The 20,368-nt window shown below is 38.7% G+C and carries 22 protein-coding genes; 9 read left to right on the top strand and 13 right to left on the bottom strand.

Going from position 1 to position 20,368, the window contains the following annotated elements:
• Nucleotides 1-9 precede the first annotated feature (9 nt).
• Nucleotides 10-1,200: an aminotransferase-like domain-containing protein gene (locus tag CH354_RS09940; protein ID WP_100766418.1), complete on the top strand. Its 1,191-nt coding sequence runs from the start codon at nucleotides 10-12 to the stop codon at nucleotides 1,198-1,200.
• 261 nt (nucleotides 1,201-1,461) lie between these two features.
• Complete coding sequence (locus tag CH354_RS09935) at nucleotides 1,462-1,890, top strand: hypothetical protein (protein ID WP_100766417.1); 429 nt, start codon at nucleotides 1,462-1,464, stop codon at nucleotides 1,888-1,890.
• Between the two features lie 34 nt (nucleotides 1,891-1,924).
• Here the strand turns inward: CH354_RS09935 and CH354_RS09930 are convergent, their stop codons facing one another.
• Both CH354_RS09930 and CH354_RS09925 read right to left on the bottom strand, forming a co-directional pair.
• Nucleotides 1,925-4,018: a PP2C family protein-serine/threonine phosphatase gene (locus tag CH354_RS09930; RefSeq protein WP_100726612.1), complete on the bottom strand. Its 2,094-nt coding sequence runs from the start codon at nucleotides 4,016-4,018 to the stop codon at nucleotides 1,925-1,927.
• Between the two features lie 37 nt (nucleotides 4,019-4,055).
• On the bottom strand, nucleotides 4,056-5,378 hold the full coding sequence (locus CH354_RS09925) for a radical SAM protein (protein WP_100726908.1): 1,323 nt from the start codon (nucleotides 5,376-5,378) through the stop codon (nucleotides 4,056-4,058).
• A gap of 258 nt (nucleotides 5,379-5,636) precedes the next feature.
• On the opposite strand from CH354_RS09925, the gene CH354_RS09920 reads away from it, so the two are divergent.
• On the top strand, nucleotides 5,637-6,818 hold the full coding sequence (locus tag CH354_RS09920; RefSeq protein WP_100766416.1) for a lipoprotein LipL45: 1,182 nt from the start codon (nucleotides 5,637-5,639) through the stop codon (nucleotides 6,816-6,818).
• Nucleotides 6,819-6,875: 57 nt separating this feature from the next.
• Here CH354_RS09920 and CH354_RS09915 read toward each other — a convergent pair whose 3' ends face one another.
• Both CH354_RS09915 and lipA read right to left on the bottom strand, forming a co-directional pair.
• Nucleotides 6,876-7,172 carry a hypothetical protein gene (locus tag CH354_RS09915; RefSeq protein ID WP_100726614.1) on the bottom strand — a complete coding sequence of 99 codons (297 nt, stop codon included), beginning with the start codon at nucleotides 7,170-7,172 and terminating at the stop codon, nucleotides 6,876-6,878.
• Between the two features lie 2 nt (nucleotides 7,173-7,174).
• A complete protein-coding gene (gene lipA, locus CH354_RS09910; protein WP_165780333.1) occupies nucleotides 7,175-8,095 on the bottom strand; it encodes a lipoyl synthase in 921 nt (306 codons plus the stop codon).
• A gap of 49 nt (nucleotides 8,096-8,144) precedes the next feature.
• Here lipA and CH354_RS09905 point away from each other — a divergent pair, with 49 nt between their 5' ends.
• Genes CH354_RS09905 through CH354_RS09895 form a run of 3 tightly spaced genes read left to right on the top strand, consistent with a single transcriptional unit; the run spans nucleotide 8,145 to nucleotide 10,484 of the window.
• Nucleotides 8,145-8,888: a pseudouridine synthase gene (locus CH354_RS09905; RefSeq protein ID WP_100766415.1), complete on the top strand. Its 744-nt coding sequence runs from the start codon at nucleotides 8,145-8,147 to the stop codon at nucleotides 8,886-8,888.
• Between the two features lie 56 nt (nucleotides 8,889-8,944).
• A complete protein-coding gene (locus CH354_RS09900; protein WP_100766414.1) occupies nucleotides 8,945-9,970 on the top strand; it encodes a DUF1574 domain-containing protein in 1,026 nt (341 codons plus the stop codon).
• The gene (locus tag CH354_RS09895; RefSeq protein ID WP_420843828.1) at nucleotides 9,954-10,484 is read left to right on the top strand and encodes an HPP family protein; all 531 of its coding nucleotides are present in this window, start codon (nucleotides 9,954-9,956) and stop codon (nucleotides 10,482-10,484) included. The genes CH354_RS09900 and CH354_RS09895 overlap by 17 nt, the downstream gene beginning before the upstream one ends.
• Before the next feature lies 1 nt (nucleotide 10,485).
• Here the strand turns inward: CH354_RS09895 and fsa are convergent, their stop codons facing one another.
• The 5 genes from fsa to purN are packed head-to-tail and all read right to left on the bottom strand — an operon-like array spanning nucleotide 10,486 to nucleotide 14,762.
• Entirely contained in the window at nucleotides 10,486-11,130 is a 645-nt protein-coding gene (gene fsa, locus CH354_RS09890; protein ID WP_015675796.1) for a fructose-6-phosphate aldolase, read from the bottom strand.
• A gap of 51 nt (nucleotides 11,131-11,181) precedes the next feature.
• Nucleotides 11,182-11,853: a hypothetical protein gene (locus tag CH354_RS09885; protein ID WP_100726618.1), complete on the bottom strand. Its 672-nt coding sequence runs from the start codon at nucleotides 11,851-11,853 to the stop codon at nucleotides 11,182-11,184.
• Between the two features lie 43 nt (nucleotides 11,854-11,896).
• Entirely contained in the window at nucleotides 11,897-12,610 is a 714-nt protein-coding gene (locus CH354_RS09880) for a hypothetical protein (protein ID WP_100766413.1), read from the bottom strand.
• The gene (gene purH / locus CH354_RS09875; RefSeq protein ID WP_100766412.1) at nucleotides 12,610-14,151 is read right to left on the bottom strand and encodes a bifunctional phosphoribosylaminoimidazolecarboxamide formyltransferase/IMP cyclohydrolase; all 1,542 of its coding nucleotides are present in this window, start codon (nucleotides 14,149-14,151) and stop codon (nucleotides 12,610-12,612) included. Before purH ends, CH354_RS09880 begins: the two co-directional genes overlap by 1 nt.
• Entirely contained in the window at nucleotides 14,148-14,762 is a 615-nt protein-coding gene (purN, locus tag CH354_RS09870; RefSeq protein ID WP_100716751.1) for a phosphoribosylglycinamide formyltransferase, read from the bottom strand. Before purN ends, purH begins: the two co-directional genes overlap by 4 nt.
• Nucleotides 14,763-14,839: 77 nt before the next feature.
• Here purN and fliS point away from each other — a divergent pair, with 77 nt between their 5' ends.
• The 3 genes from fliS to CH354_RS09855 are packed head-to-tail and all read left to right on the top strand — an operon-like array spanning nucleotide 14,840 to nucleotide 16,237.
• The gene (gene fliS, locus CH354_RS09865; protein ID WP_100716752.1) at nucleotides 14,840-15,286 is read left to right on the top strand and encodes a flagellar export chaperone FliS; all 447 of its coding nucleotides are present in this window, start codon (nucleotides 14,840-14,842) and stop codon (nucleotides 15,284-15,286) included.
• Between the two features lie 16 nt (nucleotides 15,287-15,302).
• Nucleotides 15,303-15,710 (top strand): flagellar protein FlgN, encoded by a 408-nt coding sequence (locus tag CH354_RS09860; protein WP_100716753.1) that lies wholly within the window; start codon nucleotides 15,303-15,305, stop codon nucleotides 15,708-15,710.
• A complete protein-coding gene (locus CH354_RS09855) occupies nucleotides 15,689-16,237 on the top strand; it encodes a J domain-containing protein (protein WP_100726621.1) in 549 nt (182 codons plus the stop codon). Before CH354_RS09860 ends, CH354_RS09855 begins: the two co-directional genes overlap by 22 nt.
• Before the next feature lie 109 nt (nucleotides 16,238-16,346).
• Here the strand turns inward: CH354_RS09855 and CH354_RS09850 are convergent, their stop codons facing one another.
• Genes CH354_RS09850 through CH354_RS09835 form a run of 4 tightly spaced genes read right to left on the bottom strand, consistent with a single transcriptional unit; the run spans nucleotide 16,347 to nucleotide 20,295 of the window.
• A complete protein-coding gene (locus tag CH354_RS09850; protein ID WP_100716755.1) occupies nucleotides 16,347-17,648 on the bottom strand; it encodes a TRAP transporter large permease in 1,302 nt (433 codons plus the stop codon).
• Entirely contained in the window at nucleotides 17,648-18,343 is a 696-nt protein-coding gene (locus CH354_RS09845; RefSeq protein ID WP_100716756.1) for a TRAP transporter small permease, read from the bottom strand. The genes CH354_RS09850 and CH354_RS09845 overlap by 1 nt, the downstream gene beginning before the upstream one ends.
• A gap of 21 nt (nucleotides 18,344-18,364) precedes the next feature.
• Entirely contained in the window at nucleotides 18,365-19,372 is a 1,008-nt protein-coding gene (dctP, locus tag CH354_RS09840; RefSeq protein WP_100726622.1) for a TRAP transporter substrate-binding protein DctP, read from the bottom strand.
• 20 nt (nucleotides 19,373-19,392) lie between these two features.
• Nucleotides 19,393-20,295 carry a TRAP transporter TatT component family protein gene (locus tag CH354_RS09835; protein ID WP_100726909.1) on the bottom strand — a complete coding sequence of 301 codons (903 nt, stop codon included), beginning with the start codon at nucleotides 20,293-20,295 and terminating at the stop codon, nucleotides 19,393-19,395.
• Nucleotides 20,296-20,368: the final 73 nt, after the last annotated feature.

The raw sequence follows: 20,368 nt of genomic DNA, 5'->3' as shown, positions 1-20,368 counted from the left end.
ATTATCATTATGGAAACGAATCTTGCAAACCAATTTTTAGCAAAAAGGACAAACGGAATTCGATCTTCAGTCATCCGAGAAATATTAAAAATAACAGTACAGGATTCCGAATTTTTGTCGTTTGCGGGTGGACTTCCCAATCCAAATTTATTGGACGAGAATTTACTATTAAAAGCAACAGAAGAGACGATTCGATCTTACAGTCGAGTTGCGTTCCAATATGGAGATTCTGCAGGTTACGAATCACTGAGAAAAAGAATCCAACTTGAGTTTTTGGATGTTCAGGTTCACAGTCATTCTATCTTCATCACCCATGGTTCACAACAAGGATTGGACCTTCTCGGTAAACTGTTCTTAGATGAAAACACAACTCTTTTATTAGAAGAACCAGTATATTTAGGTGCTTTACAGGCTTTTTCACCTTACAGACCTAATATGATTCCATTACCCATGGAGTCTGATGGACCAAATCTTTTGGAACTGGAAAAAATCCTTTCGGAAGAAAAGATCCATTGTTTTTACACAAACCCAAGTTACCAAAATCCATCGACAATTACTTGGTCATTGGAAAAAAGAAAGCTTGTTGCCTCTCTTTTGGATCAATATGAAGTTATTATATTTGAGGATGAAGCCTATAAGTATTTAGATTTTAAGGGTGTTGTTTATCCTTCCCTATCTTCTTTTCGGGAAAGGCTGGACCTAACGTTTGTTTTAGGAAGTTTTTCAAAAATTATTTCGCCAGGATTTCGGTTGGGATGGGTAGTCGTTCCCGAGTTGTACCAAAAAATTTTCACCAATGCCAAACAAGGAAATGATTTAAACACCAATCAATTTTCCCAAGTTGTGATGGACCTTCTCCTATCTTCTTTGGATTGGAAAGAACACCTATCCAAAATCCAATCGTATTATGCGAAACAAAAGGAACATTTGGTAGAACTTCTGAAGTTCCACCTTCCCGAAGTTAGATTTGAGGAACCAAAAGGAGGGATGTTCCTTTGGACAGAATACCCAAATGTGACAGAGAAGGATATGATGGAGGGTATTATGGATAAAAAAGTTGTGATGGTTCCTGGAAATGAATTTCGTTTGGTAGGTAAAGATTCTGCCTTCTTTCGAATGAATTATAGTTTTTTGCCAAGCCTTGAAATGGAAGAGGGTGTAAAGCGGATCGTTTCTGTTTATCGCGACATAATTACGTAACAAACGTATAGTAAATTTTGTTTGACAAATGCTATATGTATGTTTACTTAATAAGTATGAAGCCTGCTGTCACCAAAGCTTTACATCCAAAGTTTTCTGTCCTCAGTTTGGAGGAAAAATTGGAAATCCTCAAAGATGATCCTAACTTTAGGATGATTGTGGAACAGATCTACCAAAACTATAAGGAAAACAGGTCTACAGTGATTCTTTGATTTGCTTCACATTCCCTTTCCTATTTCTATGGAAGGAAAGTAGGTAATTATGAATCTAGATCTCACTCCACAAGAAACAAAACAACTTTTAGATGCACTCACTGTATTTGAATGGGTGAGTAATGCTCCCCATGAAGAATCCGATCCAAGTGTGGATGGATTCCTCCAATCCTTACTCGGAAAACTTTCCAAAACAATGGAAAATAGTCCAATTGTATCTGAAAACGGAATGTATACCATCGCGGAAGAATATTTCCAAGAAGTATTTGAATCTTATATAGAACCATATAACGATGATGTGTTTTGGACTGAACTCACAACAGAACTAGCCCAAAGAGATTTGGAACTTTCTATGTCAGAAAAAGAATTGGAAGCATTAGCACCAGAAACCTACGAAACAAAAGTAGCCAAAGAAGCAGAAAAATATGATTCTGAATTTGAAAAGAATGGTGTGGATCGTTTGTTCTTAAAAAAGTAAAACAACCGAAGGGAAAGTAATGAGAATTCAACACTTAAATTAAGTTTTGATTGGAATCATTTTTTTCCCATTCAATGAGTACCATCGTTTGGTCATCTTCTTGTTCTTCTTTTCCTTGGAATAAAAACAATTGGATGACTAGTTCGGCAAGAACCCTTTCTGATTCTTTATTTTGAAAATCAGAAAGAATTTTTTGGATTCGATCCATACCAAACTCTTCTCTTGCTTCATTTTTTTGTTCCAACATTCCATCGGTAAAAAGTAAAATACGATCCCCTTCCATAATTTGGAATTGTTTTTGGGTATAAGGTTGGTCCTTCTTTAAACCAATGATATTCCCTGTTCGGTTTAGTATGATTTGATTTCCTACAGATTGGAAAATCTGATTGGGGTGGCCCGCTGAAGAATAATAGACCGTTTTCGTTTTGGTATCAATGTCCAATAAAAATCCTGAAAATACGATTTTCAAACCTGAGAATTTATTTTGGATCTTTTGGTTGAGATGGTTCATCAAATCATCTGTTTTGGTGATAAATCGTTTGATGGCCTCATATTCCGATTTGATGGCCATTGTGTAAAGGGCTGCTTGGATTCCATGACCTGTTGCATCCGCTACAAAAAAACGAACCGTTCCATTATCCAATTCAAAGATATCATAAAAATCTCCACCCACTTCGTCTTGGGGCTGGAAGTAGAGATGGATTTTTAATGGATCAAACTTGATTCCATCTTCCGGTAAGATCTTTTGTTGGATTTTTTTTGCGAGTAATAGATCTTTTTTGATACGATTTAAAGAAAAGTTCAACTGGTAAGTTCGTTCCGATACAATTTGTTCCAAATTCTCAGTAACAGCTAACAAAGATTCATTGCTAATTTTTAAACTTTCTGCCAATTCTTCTGCCCGTACAAATGCATTAGCGATCCTACTTGAGAGGATCAGAGATTGGATGAAAATGAAACACAATAAGGCATAGGGAGTAAGTCCAATCCCTCGACTGTTTAAACTATGTTTTAGAATATCAAAAGAAACAGAAAATGCTAATATCAGTAAACCAATCAAAAATAGTTTTGAATTTGGTCGGCTATTGATGACTGCTTTTAAATTAATATGTATGACATAACCAATGATGACAAACGCCAGTATTTGAAAACCATAGAGTAAAATGGTAAACACTGAAATTGGCAAAAACAATGTAAGAGCAAAAAGGCAACTAACAATGAGTGCACGACGAACGTGTTTTGCCTTTGATTCTTCTGGAAATAAAGAATGAATGAATAATAAAAACGTAGGAACAGCAAAGTAATAAGAGGCAAATTCAATTCGAAATGCTGTTGGCCAATGGAATTTTGGAAACAGTTCTAAAACATACCTTTCACCCGTAAATGCAAGGCGTATTCCAAGTAATACACAAAAGATCGCAAAGTAAAAAATGGATTTTTCTTTTCGTTTATAAAAGAATAAACCAAAATGATATAAACCTATGAGTGATAGTGCGCCGAGTAAAAACAATTCTCTCGCATTGGAAAACATCTTTTCCCGATCTAACGCATATTTGTTTCCTAATATGGGAGTTCCCCAAAACCCACCAAAATTGTTTTCATAATTGGCAATATGAAACACAAGTTCGATCACTTCATCATCAGGAATGAGAGTATAATACTTGGATTTGATCCTAGGAGTGTCATCAAATTGGTTGATGCCTGGTTTTCCTTGCCCACCAATGAGAACTCCATTGGCAAAAAACCGATAGGAAGTGGCGATATCTGGAATATAAATCCTAAGTTCTTGGCCTACGGTTTGTTTGTTGATGTGGATGAATGCACGTAGGGTGACTTTCCCCGTTCTAGGTAATTCGATTCCTCCATACTCTTCATTTTGCCAAGAGTTGGGAATTGCTAGGTAACCTGTGAGTTCTTTTTTTCCATGAAAAGGAGGGTAGTGGAATTCCCCAAAGTACAATTCCCATTCCCCCTCTAGATCGATCGCTGTGTCTTCTTTAAAGGTGATTTCTGTTAAATCTAATACACCTTGGCGGAAGTGTAAATTCCGATCGAAGTCTGGGTTTTGGCACTGGCAAAAACATAAGACAATGGAGGCATAGACCAATCCCAGAAAACTCTTTCGCATGTTCTTTAGTTTCTTTCTATCTATGGAATGGAAAGAACTAATTTCGTCCAGTATATCCTATGACATCCATAAATGCAGAAACAGAAAAAACAGCCTTTCCTGGCCCAGGTTCGCCATACCCTGGAGGGGTTGGTAAACCATAAGATTCGAACGTTTCTTTCCATGCTCGTAACAGTTCACAAAAATAAACAAGAGGAGGGCCCGCTTGTTGGCCAAGAGTTGTGTATGGCTCAGGGCACCATGCTGTAAATCTAGGCACAATTCCTTTTGACATAAAAAAGTCTAACCCTTGTTTTGTGGATGTGATGGCTTCTTTTACTGTTTTGAATCCCCAAGGTTCAGAAAGTTCAACTCCACCTACAAAGTTAGGAATTACATTTTCGGGTCCAAATACTTCTGCTGAATCCACAACTCTTCGGATCCAATTTTCATACCCAATCCAACTTGCTTTCCCAGGGCATATTTTTTCAAATAGTGCTTTGTCCCATACTTCATAATTGGGATGGTAAATTTGAATCCCTGCATCTTTGAATTTTTGGCAATCTTCCTTTTCAAAGGCTTGAGCTACCAGTTTTCCCATCCATCGTTTCGGAAACCTAGCTTCAATGGCTTCAGGGTATTGTAAGTAAAAATCAACTTCCGATTTTTTCTTAAGATTGGTGAGGACGGATCCACCTGTGATTGTATACACTTTTGCAATCTCGTCTTCTGCATCTACCCAAGATAACACTTCTAAAATATCTTCTACATCCTTGACTCCCGTATAAGGACGACCCGCTCCTTTTTGTTGGCGGTAGTTATGGTTGATGTCACAATACGCACATTCTTCGTCTTTTCCAAAGTACTGGCAGTTACGAAAGACAGTTAAATACAGAAGGTAACCCCATTCGATGACAGGTGCAATTTCACCAGGAAGTTTTCCGGATTTTGTTTTGTGTCTGTACCAAGAAGGAATGGGTGGGTATTCTGCTGTTCCAATTTCTGTATCCTCTAAAAACAGAGTTGGTTTTCCCTCTTTTAGTTTCATTTTGTACGGGGAATTTGGGTTATTTCGTGTGGAGATGACGGTCTTTAAAAGTCCAAAATGGCCACCGCTGATTTTGATTTCTTCTGGGGCTTTGGTATCTGCTCCATCTTTTAGGTCCGCTAGCGGAATATGATCAAAGGAAAAGATAAAGTAATCCTTAGATTTATAAGGGTCTTTGACTTGGAAGGCCTCTGGGAAAAAATGAATCCCTTGTCTTAAGATGTCTTGTTTGACAATGGCTTCCATAGGTAAGTCTTTATACGTTCTTTCCATTTCTTCTAATAAAGAGAGGGAGGAGGCAGGTCTTTGGTGCAATGTAGAGGTTTCAGCCATATTTGGAGTTTTTTTCTTCCTTTCTCTTAGACAAAGCGATTTTCCCAGAGAACGAGCGAAAAACCCCCGAAAAACGTAGGATCCGAACGAAAATACTGAATATTCGTTTACAAATCCGATCGCTAAATTATTTTTTTTCCGAACTAATGAAATTTTTTTCATTCTAGAAAAAAATACAAAAAAACTGGGAATTTTAGCTAGCTCAGTTTGTTGATTAGAGAGTAACGAAAGTACAATTTCACTAAGGGACAGGACGATATGAAAGCATCGAAACTAACCATCATGGGACTTGCGCTTCTTTTCACTGGGCTTACAGTTTGTAAGAAACCAGAGGCAGAAGTATCAGAAGCACCTAAAAAACCAGCAGACTTATCTGCGGTAGTCGTATTTGCGGTAGGAGATTCTAAAATCCAACACGCAGACCAAACGGAAGAAAAAGCACAACTTGGTGCTCTTCTGAAAACAGGGGATAATGTAGTCACAGGCGACAATGGAAAAGTAGACATCCAATTTGCAGATGGCTCGAGCATTCGTATCTCTCCAAAGTCCGCGATTGACTTTGCAAAACTTTCTCAAGACAACGCTGGAACAACAGACACTCAAATTGCTCTTGTTTCCGGAAAAGTATTCGCGAAAGTTAACAAAGCAAAAAAAGAAGACAACTTTACTGTCGTAACACCAACTGCAATTGCGGGTGTGCGAGGAACTTCTTTCATCGTAGAATCAGCTGAAGGAAAACCAGCAAAAGTGAAAGTGGTTGAAGGTGCAGTAGCATTTGCTCCACGGGTTCCAGCTTTAGAGAAACTTTCTGAAGAAGAAATTTCAAAAAACGCTGACCTTAAAAAACTACAAGAGTCAATTGCAAAGGCTGAAGTGATCTTGGAAAAAGACCAAGCTTCTACTCAATCAGCAAAATCTGCAGAACTTGCGAAGTCAGCTGACATTCAATCTTTGGATTTATCAAAAGCATTCAAAACTACTGAGAAAGAAAAACTCGTAGTAGAAAGTGCAAAACTTACTAAAAACGAAGAACAAGAAATCAAAACGATCGTGACTGTTGACAAACAGACAGCACAAGAGATTGTAAAACTTAGTGAATCAGCTCAAACTGATAAACTCGATGAATTGAAAAAACAAGAAATCGACACTAAAAAGCAAGCGATCGAAAAAGAAGTAGCGAAACGACAAGAAGAAGAGAAGAAAAAATTCGAAGAATCTTTAGCTAGCCAACCAAAAGAATTCAAATCTAAAAAAGACATCGTAAACTACTACGAAAGAATCGAAAAAATCGTGTTAGTCGATGGAAAAACAGTGATTGGTGCAATCATCAACCAAGAAAATGGTCAATTGATTGTTCACACTGAAAATGGTGTTAAAAAAATTGATATGGACAATGTAGAAGAAGTCATTTACGACCTTCAACAAAAATCCAAATTCTAAAACAACCACACCCTTACGTAGAAAAGAAGCCTGGAGGGAATTCCCTTCGGGCTTTTTTTATGTACTCGCGTTTTTGTATTCGTTCCAAAGGATCCGAATGGCATTGATGAGAGGACTAACCTCGATGAGAAGTAAATTGTTTTGGTATTTCACAAGGAGTGTGTTTTGGCCAAATCGGTCCATTTCTCCCCATTCTACTTGTAATTCTGGATGGTGGGTAAGTGCTTTTTGGATGAGGACTTTTACTTCAAAATCAGAAAGTGTTTCATCGATCTCACCTAAGTCCTTTAGGATGGACAAAAAAAAAGTTTTGGCGAGTTCTCGTTGAAATTCCGCTGATTCCTCTTCGTTCATATCTACTCTTTCGGTAGATTCAGAGAATCCTCAGTAAAATATTCGTCTGCATGGTAAGAGGAACGGACAAGTGGGCCAGATGCGACAGTTTTAAATCCAATTTTGTAAGCTGTTTCTTTCCACAATTGGAATGTTTCTGGGGGGATAAAACTTTGGACTGGGTAATGAGTTGGACCAGGTTGAAGGTACTGCCCAATGGTCAACATTCGCACTCCATGATCATATAAATCTTGTAAACATTGATTGACATCCTCTTCTGTTTCCCCAAGTCCAAGGATCAGTCCACTTTTTGTAAGGAATCCATGTTTTGCGATATGAGTCAAAACTTCGAGGGACCTACGGTAATTTTTTTGGGGAGTGATTGTGGGAAAGAGTCGTTCCACGGTTTCAATGTTATGGTTGATGATATTGGGTTTGGCGGCATATAGAATTTGTAAGGATTCTTCTTTGGCCTTAAAATCAGGGATGAGTACTTCGATGGAACATTCAGGTCGGTAGGTTTTGATTTTTGTGATGGTTTCTGCGAAATGGTTTGCCCCGCCATCTTTTAAATCATCTCGGTTGACTGCAGTGAGTACCACATGTTTAAGCCCCAGTGCTTCAACAGACCTTGCTACTTTTTCTGGTTCATCCATTTCAAGGGGTTTTGGTTTTCCAAACGCCACATCACAGTATTGGCAACGTCTTGTACAAATATCCCCTGCCAACATATAGGTAGCTGTTTTTCGGTTCCAACAATGGTTGAGGTTTGGGCAACTTGCCGACTCACAAACAGTATGTAATTGTTTGGTTTCCACCTCCGCCCGAACTGTTGATAAGGCATCGGACTCTTTTGGGAAACTCACTCGCACCTTCATCCAATCTGGGAGAGGTTGGGTGGGGTTCAAATGTTTTGAGCGAGGTTTCTTTTTTAGTGGATTCATACCTTCTTTAGACTTTTTGAAATGAGGCCACTTTGTAAAATGGAAAAACATGAGGATCAATGCATTTCTTGCCAAATTAGGTTTAGGTTCCCGACGAAAAGTGGAAGAATTGGTCCTTTCGGGCCGGGTCAAAATCAATGGTAGTACGATCACGGATTTGTCCTTCCAAGTCAATGAGGATGACACCATCCTTTTCGATGGAAAACCAGTCGGAAAAGAGGAAGGATTTGACTCTCGACCAAAAATCATAGCGTTCAACAAACCAGCTGGATTTCTCACCTCTCATGAAGACAAACACCATGAGAACACCATCTTCACCTTATTACCAGAATCGTTCCAAAAATACAATTATGCCGGCCGTTTGGATTTAGATTCAAGGGGACTAATCCTTTTGTCTATCGATGGGAATTTTATCCAAAAAGTAACACATCCCAAAAACAAAATCGATAAAGAATACATCATCAGTTTAAAACAACCTGTGAGTTGGAAAAAAATTGCCGAAGAATTTATGTTAGGTGTAAGAGAAGGAGGAGAAACTCTACGTGCCCTATCTGTAAAACCAGCCAATGTGGTTCCCGAAAAAACCCAACCAGGGTTTACAAGTTACCTTAGCATTGTCCTAAAAGAGGGGAAAAAAAGACAAATTCGTAGGATGTGTAAAACAAAGGATTTAGTTGTTCTTGATTTGTATCGAATTCGGATCGGTAAATTGGATCTCCGCAATTTTCATTTGGAAGAAGGAAAATACAAAGAGGTCACAGAAGGACAAGTTCTAGGCAATCCAAGTTCTTAATTTAGTTGAAGAATCCACTCGACTCATAAAATGGTGAGGTTAGGGGATTTGTTTTTTTGAAATCAAAACCATTTTTATTTTACCCAGTCGTAGTCTTTTTATTTATCTTTGTCATAGATAAAATTTTTTTATTACCCATCTTTCATGATGAATTTTTGCAAGCTGGTAATTCAGTATTTTACTTTCAAAGAAAGGTTTTAAAAGATCGTTTGCTAAAAGATCCAGATTTGAAGGAAAAAAAACTGACTTTGGTTTTTGGAGATTCTCGTTCTTATCCTTTTTCAGAAATAGGAATCCCTGAACCTTATAAAAAAAATTGGACACTCTATAATTTCAGCAGCCCACAAGGAATTCCAATGAATTCCTACATCCAGTTCCAAGAAATTTTGGAATCTGGTGTTACTCCCGATTTTGTCATTCTTTCTTTAAGCCCTGAGGCCTTTGATGATTCCAAAGGGTTTATTCTATCTCCATTTTTACGAATGGGATGTGATTCCAATTGTATTGAGACTGTTTGGGAAGATGTCCCTTTCAAAGAAAAGTGGGATTACCTTTTAGATCGAGTATTTGCCATCCGAAGTATAGAATTCAATTTATCTCTTTTTACTTCCAGGCTCAAACAAGGAAAATTAAAAGAATACAAATCTTCACACAACAAAGAATTTCAGCTTATCAATTATACGAAGGGTGAATATTTGATGTATGGCGTTCAATCCAATCCAATAGAAAAAATTAAAAATGACACGATTCGAATTGGAAATTTGTACATGAGATCCTATTCAATTGGTTCTTCCCAATTTCCCTATGTAGAAAAAATATTAAAAATCACTAAAGAGAAAAAAATCAAAACCTTGGTATTGTGGCCAAAAGTTTTTCCAGATTATTATTCTTATTACGAAAAATTTCATATAAAAGAAGTTTGGTGGAACAAAGTTGAAACATTGGCAAAGAAATATGATGCAAATACACTCAATTGGAATACGCCGAATACTTGCGATTTGTTCAATGATGCGTCTCACCAATCTGCATTTTGTTTTGTAGACCAGATGAAAGAAATTTGGATCAATACCGCTGAAAAGTAGATTTAAAAATATTCCTTATAAAATTAAGGCACCACTTCTCGCAAAACGGAATCAAATATCCTACCGGTTTGCGATATGGAGTTTTTTAAGTAGTACAATTTCCATTTGGTCGATTTTAATCATCACCAATCTCTCTGGTCATACTCTTCTCATCGGATCCTTTGGTGCCACTTCGGTTTTGTTATTTGCAGTCCCTGATGCACCTTTATCACAACCAAGAAATTTGATAGGTGGTCATCTTTTATCAGCAATGATTGCCGTTTTACTTGTGTATCTGTTTGGGACCAATTTTTTCACAATTGGTTTATCGGTTGGGTTATCGATTCTTGTGATGTACCTAACTCATACCTTACACCCACCAGGAGGGGCCACAGCACTGATTGGTGTGATCGGAGGAGTGGGAGTGGATTTTATTTTTTTCCCAGTCATGGTAGGGGTATTTGTGTTGTTAGTAAATGCCCTTGTTGTGAACAATTTAGTGCACCACCGGAAGTATCCGGTGGTTTGGTTTTAGATTACCAATTTAGTTTTTTTGAGTCTTCCACAAATTTAGCAAGACCACTATCAGTGAGTGGGTGTTTGAATAACATTTCAAAGACAGAGTATGGTAATGTCACACAGTCAGCTCCACGTAACGCAACTTCTTTGAAATGGATCGGATGGCGAACGGATGCAGCAAGGATTTGTGTTTCGATTCCATAATTATCATAGATTTCACGAATCTCAGAAATAAGATCGAGTCCATCATAACCAACATCATCCAATCGACCTACAAATGGAGAAATAAAACTTGCTCCCGCTTTTGCTGCAAGTAACGCTTGGTTTGCTGTAAAACAAAGTGTAACGTTTGTTTGGATTCCCTTTTCTGCAAATGCATTGACCGCTTTGATCCCTTCTGGGATTAAAGGAACTTTTACGACAACGTTTTCCGCAATTTTAGAAAGTTCTAAACCTTCTTTGATCATGGTAGGAGCATCAGTTGCAAGAACTTCTGCACTGACAGGTCCTTTTACAAAACTACAGATTTCTTTGATGACTTCTGTGAATTTGCGACCAGATTTTGCAATGATGGATGGGTTAGTGGTGATACCGTCAAGTAAGCCTAATTCATGGACTTTTTTGATTTCGTCAATGTTGGCTGTGTCTAAAAATAAATTCATTTTGCCTCGTCTGCTCGGAACTTTAGTTCCGAGCCTCACGAGACAAGGTAACTACGGGATTAAATCCCGCAAGGTTTTTGTTTCTTGAACGCTGAAGAAATCCACGTAATCTTTGGCAATGATGTCTCGGATATTGGCTGAAAAGTAATCAATGCGACGTGTGTAGGGGAGTTTTTTGTAACCTTCACGCCAAACGACAGCAAACCCACCCCTTGGAGGGTTTTCCCGGCGTTCCACAAGTTCCCAAATCGCAGCTCCCGAAACTTTATCATCCCCTATGGATTCCTTTCTTGGTTTTCCATATTTCTTTTCTAATTTCTCTTTGATTTTGTCAGTGGGAACCAAATTGAAAGTCACACCCACTGAGAATAGAATTCCGTTTTCTCGGAACTCTGTTTGACCATCGATTGTTGGGTCCGTTTCTGGTTGTCCTTCTCGTTTGGGGCGGACTTCTTTTAGGAGTTCTGGGGTCTTATAAAAACGATAGAGGTAAAGGATCCCATTCCGGCGGATGAGCAAACTGACATCTTTTTTTTCATTTAAGATCTCAATTTTCTCTTTTGATTCTGGGTTTGTCGCCATGGAAAGGAATTTCTCACGGATGGATTCAAAGGTCATCCCCCATGAGGCTTCCGCAAATCCATCCAAAGTATTTGGTATTTCTGTCTGCGAAAATAGATAACCAGGAAAACAAAATAGGAGGACTAGCAGATATTTCTTCATAAGATTTCTATCGGCCATTCTCCGAAAAAAGAGAACTCGTTTCTCACTTAAATTCTTCGGAGAAAGGATCGTCCCCGAGCCCATATGAGTCGGTTTCATCGGCAAAAGGATTTTCTTCCAAATCATCTGTGGTCGTACCACTCTCACCAAAGGAGTCTTCAATGGAATCCGAGCCTCCCCAATCTGATTCCCCTTCGTAAGAAGGTGTGGTTTCAAAACTAACCCCAAAAATTGGTTCCTGGTTCCAAAGGAAAACAAGAACAGGGATTTGCAAAAAGAAGAGAAGGAGGTAGAATAAAAAATACAAATCCCGATCGAGGCCATAATGAACGGCTCCACTCGATAAATTGCCAAGGGCAAATCCAGACAAAACGGGTTTGCAGAGTCCTAAAAGGGACCGTTCCTGGTAGGCTTCTTTTATGACAGGATAGGAAAAAAATAGGGCCAAAAAGAAAATCGGCATGTGGAAAATATGTTCAAATACACCAGGTCCCTTTTCTCCGAGTAACGAACCAAGAAGGGACCAAAGCCATACAAAAAGCGCACTCAGAAAAAAAGCCAAACTTCCGTACAGAATGTTCCCGTTTGATTCTAACAGATCGAGGAAAATGCGAATCACATCCCCTCGAATGTCTGTTAGTTCCTCTCTTCGGTAATTGGATTTCGCTGAAAAAAATAATATTTTTACGTAATAGGAAATTACGGAAGTCAGCAGTCCAAAACAAATCAGAAAGAGTAGGAAAAGAAAAAATTCCATTAGTGACGGAAATGCCTCATTCCAGTGAAGACCATAATGAGTCCATGTTCGTCCGCTGCTTGGATCACTTCTTCATCCCGGATGGAACCACCTGGTTGGATGATTGCTTTTGCTCCCACTTTTGCAATCGCATCGATTCCATCACGGAATGGAAAAAATGCATCACTTCCAACATAGGATCCAACGACAGATAGTCCTACTTTTTGAGCCTTCATTGCACCAAGTTCAACAGAATCCACACGAGACATTTGGCCTGCGCCAATTCCAAGTGTTGAATTTTGGTCTGTATATACGATGGCATTGGATTTGATAAACTTTACACAATTCCAAGCAAACATCAAACCTTCCAAATCGTCTTCCGTGGGTTGTTTTTTCGAAACGATTTTCAATTTGTCTTTGGTGATGAGATCATAATCTCTGTTTTGGATGAGAAGTCCATGGTGGAGGGAGCGTAAATCCAATTCATCAAGTGCTTCGTCAAACTTAGCAATTGGGATTAAACGGATGTTAGGTTTTTTTGAGAAAATTTCCAATGCTTCGTTTGAAAAACTTTCGGCAATTACACCTTCTACAAAGTTTTTTGTGATTTCTTCTGCTGACTCTTTTTCCACTCGTCCATGGATTCCGATGATTCCACCAAAAGCAGAAATAGGATCTGTTTTTCTCGCGAGTTCAAACGATTCCAAAACAGTTTCTCCAAATGCGATTCCACATGGATTTAGGTGTTTTACAATGGAAACTGCATTTTTCGGAAGTAAACTTGCAACATGGAATGCTGCGTCAAAATCCAACATATTGTTAAAGGAAAGTTCTTTTCCTTGTAAAGCCTCAAATTGTGATTTCAGAAACAAAGGTTCGTAAAAAGCAGCATCTTGGTGTGGGTTTTCACCATAACGAAGTTTTTGTTTTTTATTAAATGCAAATGTAATTTTGTCTGGGTATTTGATTCCTAAACGCTTGTTAAAGTATGTTGAGATTGCTGAATCATACGATGCTGTTTCTGAAAACACTTTTGCCGCATAACTAAATGCAGTTTCTCTTGAGATTTTGCCTGAGTTCGTCGTAAATTCTTTTTGGAAAGATTCGTAATCTTTTGGATCCGTTAAAACAACAACGTTTTTATGATTTTTTGCCGCCGAACGTAACATAGATGGTCCACCGATATCAATGTTCTCAATTGCGTCTTCGAGAGTCACATCAGGTTTCATCACAGTTTTTACAAATGGGTATAAATTGACGATCACAAGAGTAATCGGTACAATTCCATTGGTTTCCATTTGTTTCACGTGGTCGGGATTCGTTGTATCACCAAGTAAACCACCGTGGATTTTAGGGTGGAGGGTTTTTACGCGGCCATGTAAGATTTCTGGAAAACCAGTAAACTCATCTACCTTTTTCACAGGTATGCCTGCCTTCGATAAAGCATCATAGGTTCCACCAGTGGACAAAATTTCCACTCCGTTTTTTGCAAGGAAGGAACAGATTTCAGTGATTCCTGTTTTATCAGAAACAGAAACAAGTGCTCTTTTGATTTGGATCATTTTAGGATTTCTACCTTTCGTTCTTTGATTTTTAATTTATCTTCACAAAACAGTTGTATAGCGAGGGGAAGGACTTTGTGTTCTTCCTTAAGGATTGCCAATGATAATTCTTTTTCAGTCCATTCAGGACGAATGGCAATCGCTTTTTGTAAAATGATGGGGCCTGTATCCACTCCTTCCCAGACAAAATGGACCGTACAACCTGCAATTTTAACGCCGTACTCCAAAGCTTGTTTTTGGGAGTCGAGCCCTGGGAAAGCTGGGAGGAGGCTAGGGTGGACATTGATGATTTGGTTTGGAAAACGCCCCACAAAGTCTGGTTTTAGAATTCTCATATACCCACAGGCGACAATTAGGTCTGGGGAATAGGATTCCACTTGGTGGAGTAAGTCCCTATGGTAATCCAATTTGGAGGAATAGGTTTGGTATGGGATCACTTTGGTGGAAATCCCGAATTTTTTAGCAATGGTAAGGGCTTTTGCTTCTGGATTGTCGGAAACCAAGGCCTGGATGTCTAGTTTCAGCTTCTTTTTACGGATATATTCGACGGAAGCCGAAAAATTTGACCCTCTGCCAGAAGCCAAAAAAACAACACGTTTTGTTTTTCCCATGTGATAATCTAAGAATATTCAGATGGATCATTAAGCAAGTATCCTTTTTGGTCGATGGGAATACACAGGAGAAAAAAATGTCGCTTGCGAGAAAAACCGGTGCCTCTGCTTACAATGAATACAAAGCCAACGAGATCTCTACCGTTAGCCAAATCAAATTGATTGTCATGTTATTTGATGGGGCCATCCGTTTCCTTGGTGTTGCAAAAGACAATATGACTCCAAGAAAGTATGATGTCGTAAACAACAACATCATCAAAACCCAAGACATCATCACAGAATTACTTTTGTCACTCAATATGGATGAGGGGAAAGAAGTCGCAAATAACCTGTTGTCTTTGTACATTTATCTCAAAAAAAGACTACTCGAAGCGAATATGCGTAAGGACAAAGCCATCATTGACGAATGCATCAAAATTTTAGGAGAACTAAAAGTTTCTTGGGAAGAGTTGGAGAAGAAGGAACCACAATCTCCACAACAAAATTTAGGCCAAAGATCGACTGGCATTTCCATTACTGGTTAATTTTTTATCAACGCTTATGAAACAAATATCGTATAAACACTTACTGCATAAAAAAATCCAGCTCCTAAATTCCCTGATCACAAATCTAAAACGAGAAGAAGAATTATTATCTTATCGAGATGCAGATACAGCTGTTAAGATTGAGTTTAAAAATGAAACCCTTGTTCGTAAATTGGAAGAGTTGGATGCAGAAATTTTAGAACACCAAGAATTAGATGTTCATACGGAAGAAGAAATTGCCCTTTCCGAAACTGTTTTTTCTAAATTAGATGAAGCAAGAACCCTTCAACAAAAAGTCCAAGAATTACTTGTATTCGAAATGAATGAGAGTAAAAAAGAATATTGGGAGTTCAGTATCAAACGTAGATTAAAATCTCATTTGGTATTTTCCTCTGGTCTTTCATGGACAAAAAATTACTGTTAAATGATTCATTGCATTTTTTAGGGTTAAGTTCTGGATTTACAGAGTCTGATTTAAAAGAGTCTTATCACAAATTAGCAAAAAAATACCACCCTGATAGTGGTGAATTTACAAGTGATGTAATGTTTGTAGAGTTAAACAAACATTACGAGAATTTAAAGGAATTCCTACTCATCCACCCAGAAGAAACTTATGTGGATCCAGATGGTAACGTTTCGCATTCCAAAAATACAAACCAAAGTATAAAAGAAAGTTTGGAGAACAAACCTTCCAAGGATCCGATTTTCCAAGAGTACAAATTAGCCAAAGAAAAAGAGACGGAAGTGATCCTACGTTATTTTGAAAAACGAAACCTACATCCCATCGAACTTTCGAGTGCATTGAATAAAGAACTCGTTCAATTACAAAAAGAATTGGAACCTGTTTTGCAAGTGTATGCCAATATACTCAAACAACATCCCACAAGTTTATGGGCGAATGATGCAAAAAATTCCTTGGAGCGACTTCGTGTTTGGTGGTCAAAAGAATAAAAAAGCCGAAGTGTTACCTCCGGCTTTTTTCAATTCCCTCCTACGATTCCCGTTTCCTTTAGCGAAAGAAACAAAAGAAAAGAGGATGTAAATCTAATGACTACTAGTCTTAAGGGCTAGGTGTCGTCGCTTCTCCACCAAGAAGGCCGAGTGAAATTTCAGGGATCCAACTGATCAGGATAAGTCCAATAAGAAACATTCCCACAATGGGTGCCACTGATTGGATCACCTTTCCTAACGGTTGTTTGAAGATTCCTGAAGCCACAAATAAATTCACACCCACAGGAGGAGTCAGGTAACCGATTTCCAAATTGACAATCATGATGATCCCAAAGTGAACTGGGTTGATTCCATAATTGATAGCCATTGGAGCCAGTAGAGGAGCAAGTACTAGAATCGCACTCATGATATCCATGAACATACCTACAATGAGGAGTAGAATGTTCACACCAACGAGAAAGGTGACAGGACTTGAAATGAGTTCTGACATCTTTGCCACTAGGTTTTGTGGAATTTCATTTTCGATCATGAACTTATTCAAACTGACCGCAAGGATGAGGATGAGAAATAAGATCCCGAGCATCTCCGCACTTTCTGCCATGATTTTCGGAATTTTCGGAAAACTCAATTCTTTGTGAATGAATACTTCTACAAGGATTGCATAAAATACGGCAATGGCTGCCGATTCAGTCGCAGTGAAAAATCCAGAATAGATTCCACCAAGGATCACAACTGGCATCATGAGAGCAAGAATCCCTTCTTTCCAAGCGATTCGAATTTCTGCCCAGTCCCATTTCCCTCGACCAACATTCCCTGCACGGAACACGGAATAAATCATCAGTAAACTCATGAGTAAAATTCCAGGTCCAATCCCTGCAATGAATAGATCTGTTACGGATACTCCTACCATGATTGCATACACAATCATCGGAATACTCGGTGGAATGATGATACCGAGTGTACCTCCAGAAGCAAGTAGTCCCATGGAAAACTGAGTTGGGTATCCTGCTTTGGTAAGAGAAGGATACATGAGCCCACCAATGGCAATGAGTGTCACTGGGGATGATCCAGAAATCGCAGCAAATATCCCACAGGAGAAAACACCTGCAATGGCAAGCCCTGCTGGAATCGGTGCTGTCATTGCTTGTGCAATGCGGATGAGTCGTCTTGCAATACTACCATGGGTCATCAAATTTCCAGCAATGATGAAAAGTGGGATCGCAAGAAGGATCTCTTTATCACCTGCAAAAAATAAATCTCCAATGATACTATTGAGTTCATGAAAAGACTCAAGAGGTGGATCTGGTAAAAAGTAATAACAGTATACTGTGATCGCACCCATGAGAACGATCAATGGTTGCCTCAATAAAATTAAGGCAAGTAAGAGTATGAGTATTCCCCAAGAACCCATTAACGTTTCCCTCCTGAATTTGATTCGGAAAGTTCTTTTTCCGCAAGTTCCAAAGCCTCAGTGGCTTCATTGATGTCGGAAGGGATGAGTGAAGGAAAAATTCCATAACACAAATGTCGAAATCCCATAGAAAGGAAAATGTAAGGAAAAATCAATTGGACTTTCCATAAATGGATTTCTGTCACTGGATTGACTTCATCCAAACTAATACTTTCTAAAACATAAATGACTGATAAGTAAGCTAAGAATAAAAAGAAAATCGAAATCACCCATTGTTCGATGATTTTTACATAATGCAAAACGGCTTTTGGTAATGCCTTGTCTGCAATTTCTGGGCGTAAGTGTGAGCCTTTGGCACTTGCCAATGCAGATCCGAACAAACCACCCCATAACATAAAATAAAGGGATAATTTTTGTGCCCAAATGATTCCACCGAGGCCCATCCACTCTAAGAAGCTGGAAGTTCCACTGTGAATGGACTCTGCAATGTAGATACTCCAATCGCCAATGAGTCCTGCGACACCGGTACTTGGGTATGCTTCTGAGGCTTCTAATGTCCAACCTAACACTTTATCGATGACTTCTCTTTTGGAAACGTCAGCAATCATGAGAAGAGTGAGCAGAAGGAAACAAATTCCCCCTGCCCATTTCTCGCCGAAACTCAAAGTATTTAGAATTCGTTCGACGAATTTCATTTATCTATATCCTACCTTACTCTAACCACCACAAGCTGCTTTCGCTTTTTGGATTTTATCGTAAATTTGTTTCGATTGACCACCGATTTTTCCAACGACTTGTCCTGCGACTGCATTTCCAGCTGCCTTGAAACTTGCTAGTTCTGCACTCGAAGGTTCATAAACTTGTACGTCTGCTTTTTTCAAAGTAGCAATCATGTTCTTTTCGATGGAACGAACAGCTTGTCTTGCACCTGGAGCGAGTTTGTTACCTTCACCCATAAGTGTCTTTTTTTGTTCGTCATTCAGTGTGTCCCAATACTTTTTAGAGTAAAGGATTGCTGCAGGTTGGTAAATATGGCGAGTTAATGTAAAATACTTAATCGCTGTTTGCCATTCTGCTGCAAGAGTGAATAGAGGAGTGTTGTCGAATCCTTCTACCACACCAGTTTGTAACGATGGTAAAACTTCTGGGATTGCAATGGGAATTCCACTCACACCTAATTGTTTCCAATACGCAATGTGAACAGGAGATTCCTGGATTCTGATTTTGATCCCTTTTAGGTCTTCCGGTTTTTTCACGAGAGTGGATTTTGTTCCGATGGACCTGTATCCATTTTCTGCCCAAGTGACAAAAATAAGTCCTTTTGCTTCAAAAAGTTTTCTAAAATCTTCTAATAGATGATCGTCGAGAACACAATCCGCTTGTGCATATGAATTAAAGAGGTATGGAATTTCGAGTACGTTTAATTCTTTGACTGTGTTGGCAAGAGCTCCAGCTGTTAAACCTGCCCCTTGCAGTTTTCCACGAATGACTTGTTGGAGTATTTCATTTTCTCCACCCATTTGCCCACCAGGATAAATTTTAAATTTAATTTGTCCTTGTGATTCACTTTCGATTTTCTTTTTGATTTTAGCTAATTCGTTGGCCCAAGGTGATCCTTCTGGTGCAACTGTAGCCAATTTAACGGTTGTTTGAGCAAAAAGACCCCCACTGATTGTGAGGGCCATAGTTACACAAACTAAATATTTTAACTGCTTTAAAAACATCTAGTTCTCCTAGTGATCGATTATAATTCGTCGAGTAATTTTTTAGCTTTTCGTTGTTCAACGATTTGATCAGGTTCAATTTCTGGTAAAGAAGCTGCTTTCCCTTTGATCACGTAATCTAATTGTTTTTTGAATTTCTCTTCGTTACCTTTTAAACGGCTTTCTGCATAAAGAACTCGAACCGCAAAATAATTTGGGTGTTTTGCAATTGCTTCTTCAAAATATTTATCAGCTAATTTTTTATCACCAGTTGGTGAAAGAGCGTTACTTGCTGCATCATATCTTAGAGTAGCAGAATAAAAGTATTCTTTACCCATTGCTTTTTCGATTTCTTTTACGCGGTTTACCATAGCAGTAAATTTAGATCGGTTGTTGAGAAGGGTAGTAAAACCAACCAACCTTGACCATTTTCCGAGAGATGCATATCTCCAATAGAGAGCATCAATGTCTTCTGGTCCAAGTACATCTAGAGACTTTTCGATTTCTAAACCTTCTTTAAGAACTTTGTCTCTGAATTTTGGATTCATAGCAAGAGCGGCTTCACACCAAGTCACTGCAGCATCATAAAATGCGATGGATTCTTCTTTTACTTTTGCATCATCATCTGCATCGCCAGTCAGTTTTAGCCATAAGTGGCCATCACCCATCAAATAATTTCCACGACACAATAAAACTTTTACATCTGCATATTGTGGGTTCTCAGTTGCAAATTTTTCTAAACTAACAAGCGCTTGTCTAAGATCTTGTTCGTTGTGACGGTTCTTCCAGAGTTTTTCGATGTCAGCAGGAAGTTTTGCTGGTGTGGTTGCACGAGTCACATCCGATGCTGTAATTTTCAATTGTCTTGATTTTCCACAAGCAACGACTGACACAAGTACCAGAGTTGCGAGCGCGATTTTTGACCAATGTTTCGTTTGGTTCATTTTTTTCTCATCCTCCAAAAATGTTTAGGATTTCTCCTTTTCTATTTGTATCACCAACGGGACAGTTTGGGGC

The sequence above is a fragment of the Leptospira levettii genome (assembly GCF_002812085.1).
Taxonomy (GTDB): Bacteria; Spirochaetota; Leptospiria; order Leptospirales; family Leptospiraceae; genus Leptospira_A; species Leptospira_A levettii.
Note: the sequence above shows the minus strand (reverse complement) of the source record. Positions and strands in the feature narration are given on the sequence as shown.

Excerpts from the sequence above, each read along its gene's own strand:
- CH354_RS09940 (WP_100766418.1), top strand. The coding sequence starts at position 10 with ATGGAAACGAATCTTGCAAACCAATTTTTAGCAAAAAGGACAAACGGA.
- CH354_RS09935 (WP_100766417.1), top strand. The coding sequence starts at position 1,462 with ATGAATCTAGATCTCACTCCACAAGAAACAAAACAACTTTTAGATGCA.
- CH354_RS09930 (WP_100726612.1), bottom strand. The coding sequence starts at position 4,018 with ATGCGAAAGAGTTTTCTGGGATTGGTCTATGCCTCCATTGTCTTATGT.
- CH354_RS09925 (WP_100726908.1), bottom strand. The coding sequence starts at position 5,378 with ATGGCTGAAACCTCTACATTGCACCAAAGACCTGCCTCCTCCCTCTCT.
- CH354_RS09920 (WP_100766416.1), top strand. The coding sequence starts at position 5,637 with ATGAAAGCATCGAAACTAACCATCATGGGACTTGCGCTTCTTTTCACT.
- CH354_RS09915 (WP_100726614.1), bottom strand. The coding sequence starts at position 7,172 with ATGAACGAAGAGGAATCAGCGGAATTTCAACGAGAACTCGCCAAAACT.
- lipA (WP_165780333.1), bottom strand. The coding sequence starts at position 8,095 with ATGAATCCACTAAAAAAGAAACCTCGCTCAAAACATTTGAACCCCACC.
- CH354_RS09905 (WP_100766415.1), top strand. The coding sequence starts at position 8,145 with ATGAGGATCAATGCATTTCTTGCCAAATTAGGTTTAGGTTCCCGACGA.
- fsa (WP_015675796.1), bottom strand. The coding sequence starts at position 11,130 with ATGAATTTATTTTTAGACACAGCCAACATTGACGAAATCAAAAAAGTC.
- CH354_RS09885 (WP_100726618.1), bottom strand. The coding sequence starts at position 11,853 with ATGAAGAAATATCTGCTAGTCCTCCTATTTTGTTTTCCTGGTTATCTA.
- CH354_RS09880 (WP_100766413.1), bottom strand. The coding sequence starts at position 12,610 with ATGGAATTTTTTCTTTTCCTACTCTTTCTGATTTGTTTTGGACTGCTG.
- purH (WP_100766412.1), bottom strand. The coding sequence starts at position 14,151 with ATGATCCAAATCAAAAGAGCACTTGTTTCTGTTTCTGATAAAACAGGA.
- purN (WP_100716751.1), bottom strand. The coding sequence starts at position 14,762 with ATGGGAAAAACAAAACGTGTTGTTTTTTTGGCTTCTGGCAGAGGGTCA.
- fliS (WP_100716752.1), top strand. The coding sequence starts at position 14,840 with ATGTCGCTTGCGAGAAAAACCGGTGCCTCTGCTTACAATGAATACAAA.
- CH354_RS09860 (WP_100716753.1), top strand. The coding sequence starts at position 15,303 with ATGAAACAAATATCGTATAAACACTTACTGCATAAAAAAATCCAGCTC.
- CH354_RS09855 (WP_100726621.1), top strand. The coding sequence starts at position 15,689 with ATGGACAAAAAATTACTGTTAAATGATTCATTGCATTTTTTAGGGTTA.
- CH354_RS09850 (WP_100716755.1), bottom strand. The coding sequence starts at position 17,648 with ATGGGTTCTTGGGGAATACTCATACTCTTACTTGCCTTAATTTTATTG.
- CH354_RS09845 (WP_100716756.1), bottom strand. The coding sequence starts at position 18,343 with ATGAAATTCGTCGAACGAATTCTAAATACTTTGAGTTTCGGCGAGAAA.
- dctP (WP_100726622.1), bottom strand. The coding sequence starts at position 19,372 with ATGTTTTTAAAGCAGTTAAAATATTTAGTTTGTGTAACTATGGCCCTC.
- CH354_RS09835 (WP_100726909.1), bottom strand. The coding sequence starts at position 20,295 with ATGAACCAAACGAAACATTGGTCAAAAATCGCGCTCGCAACTCTGGTA.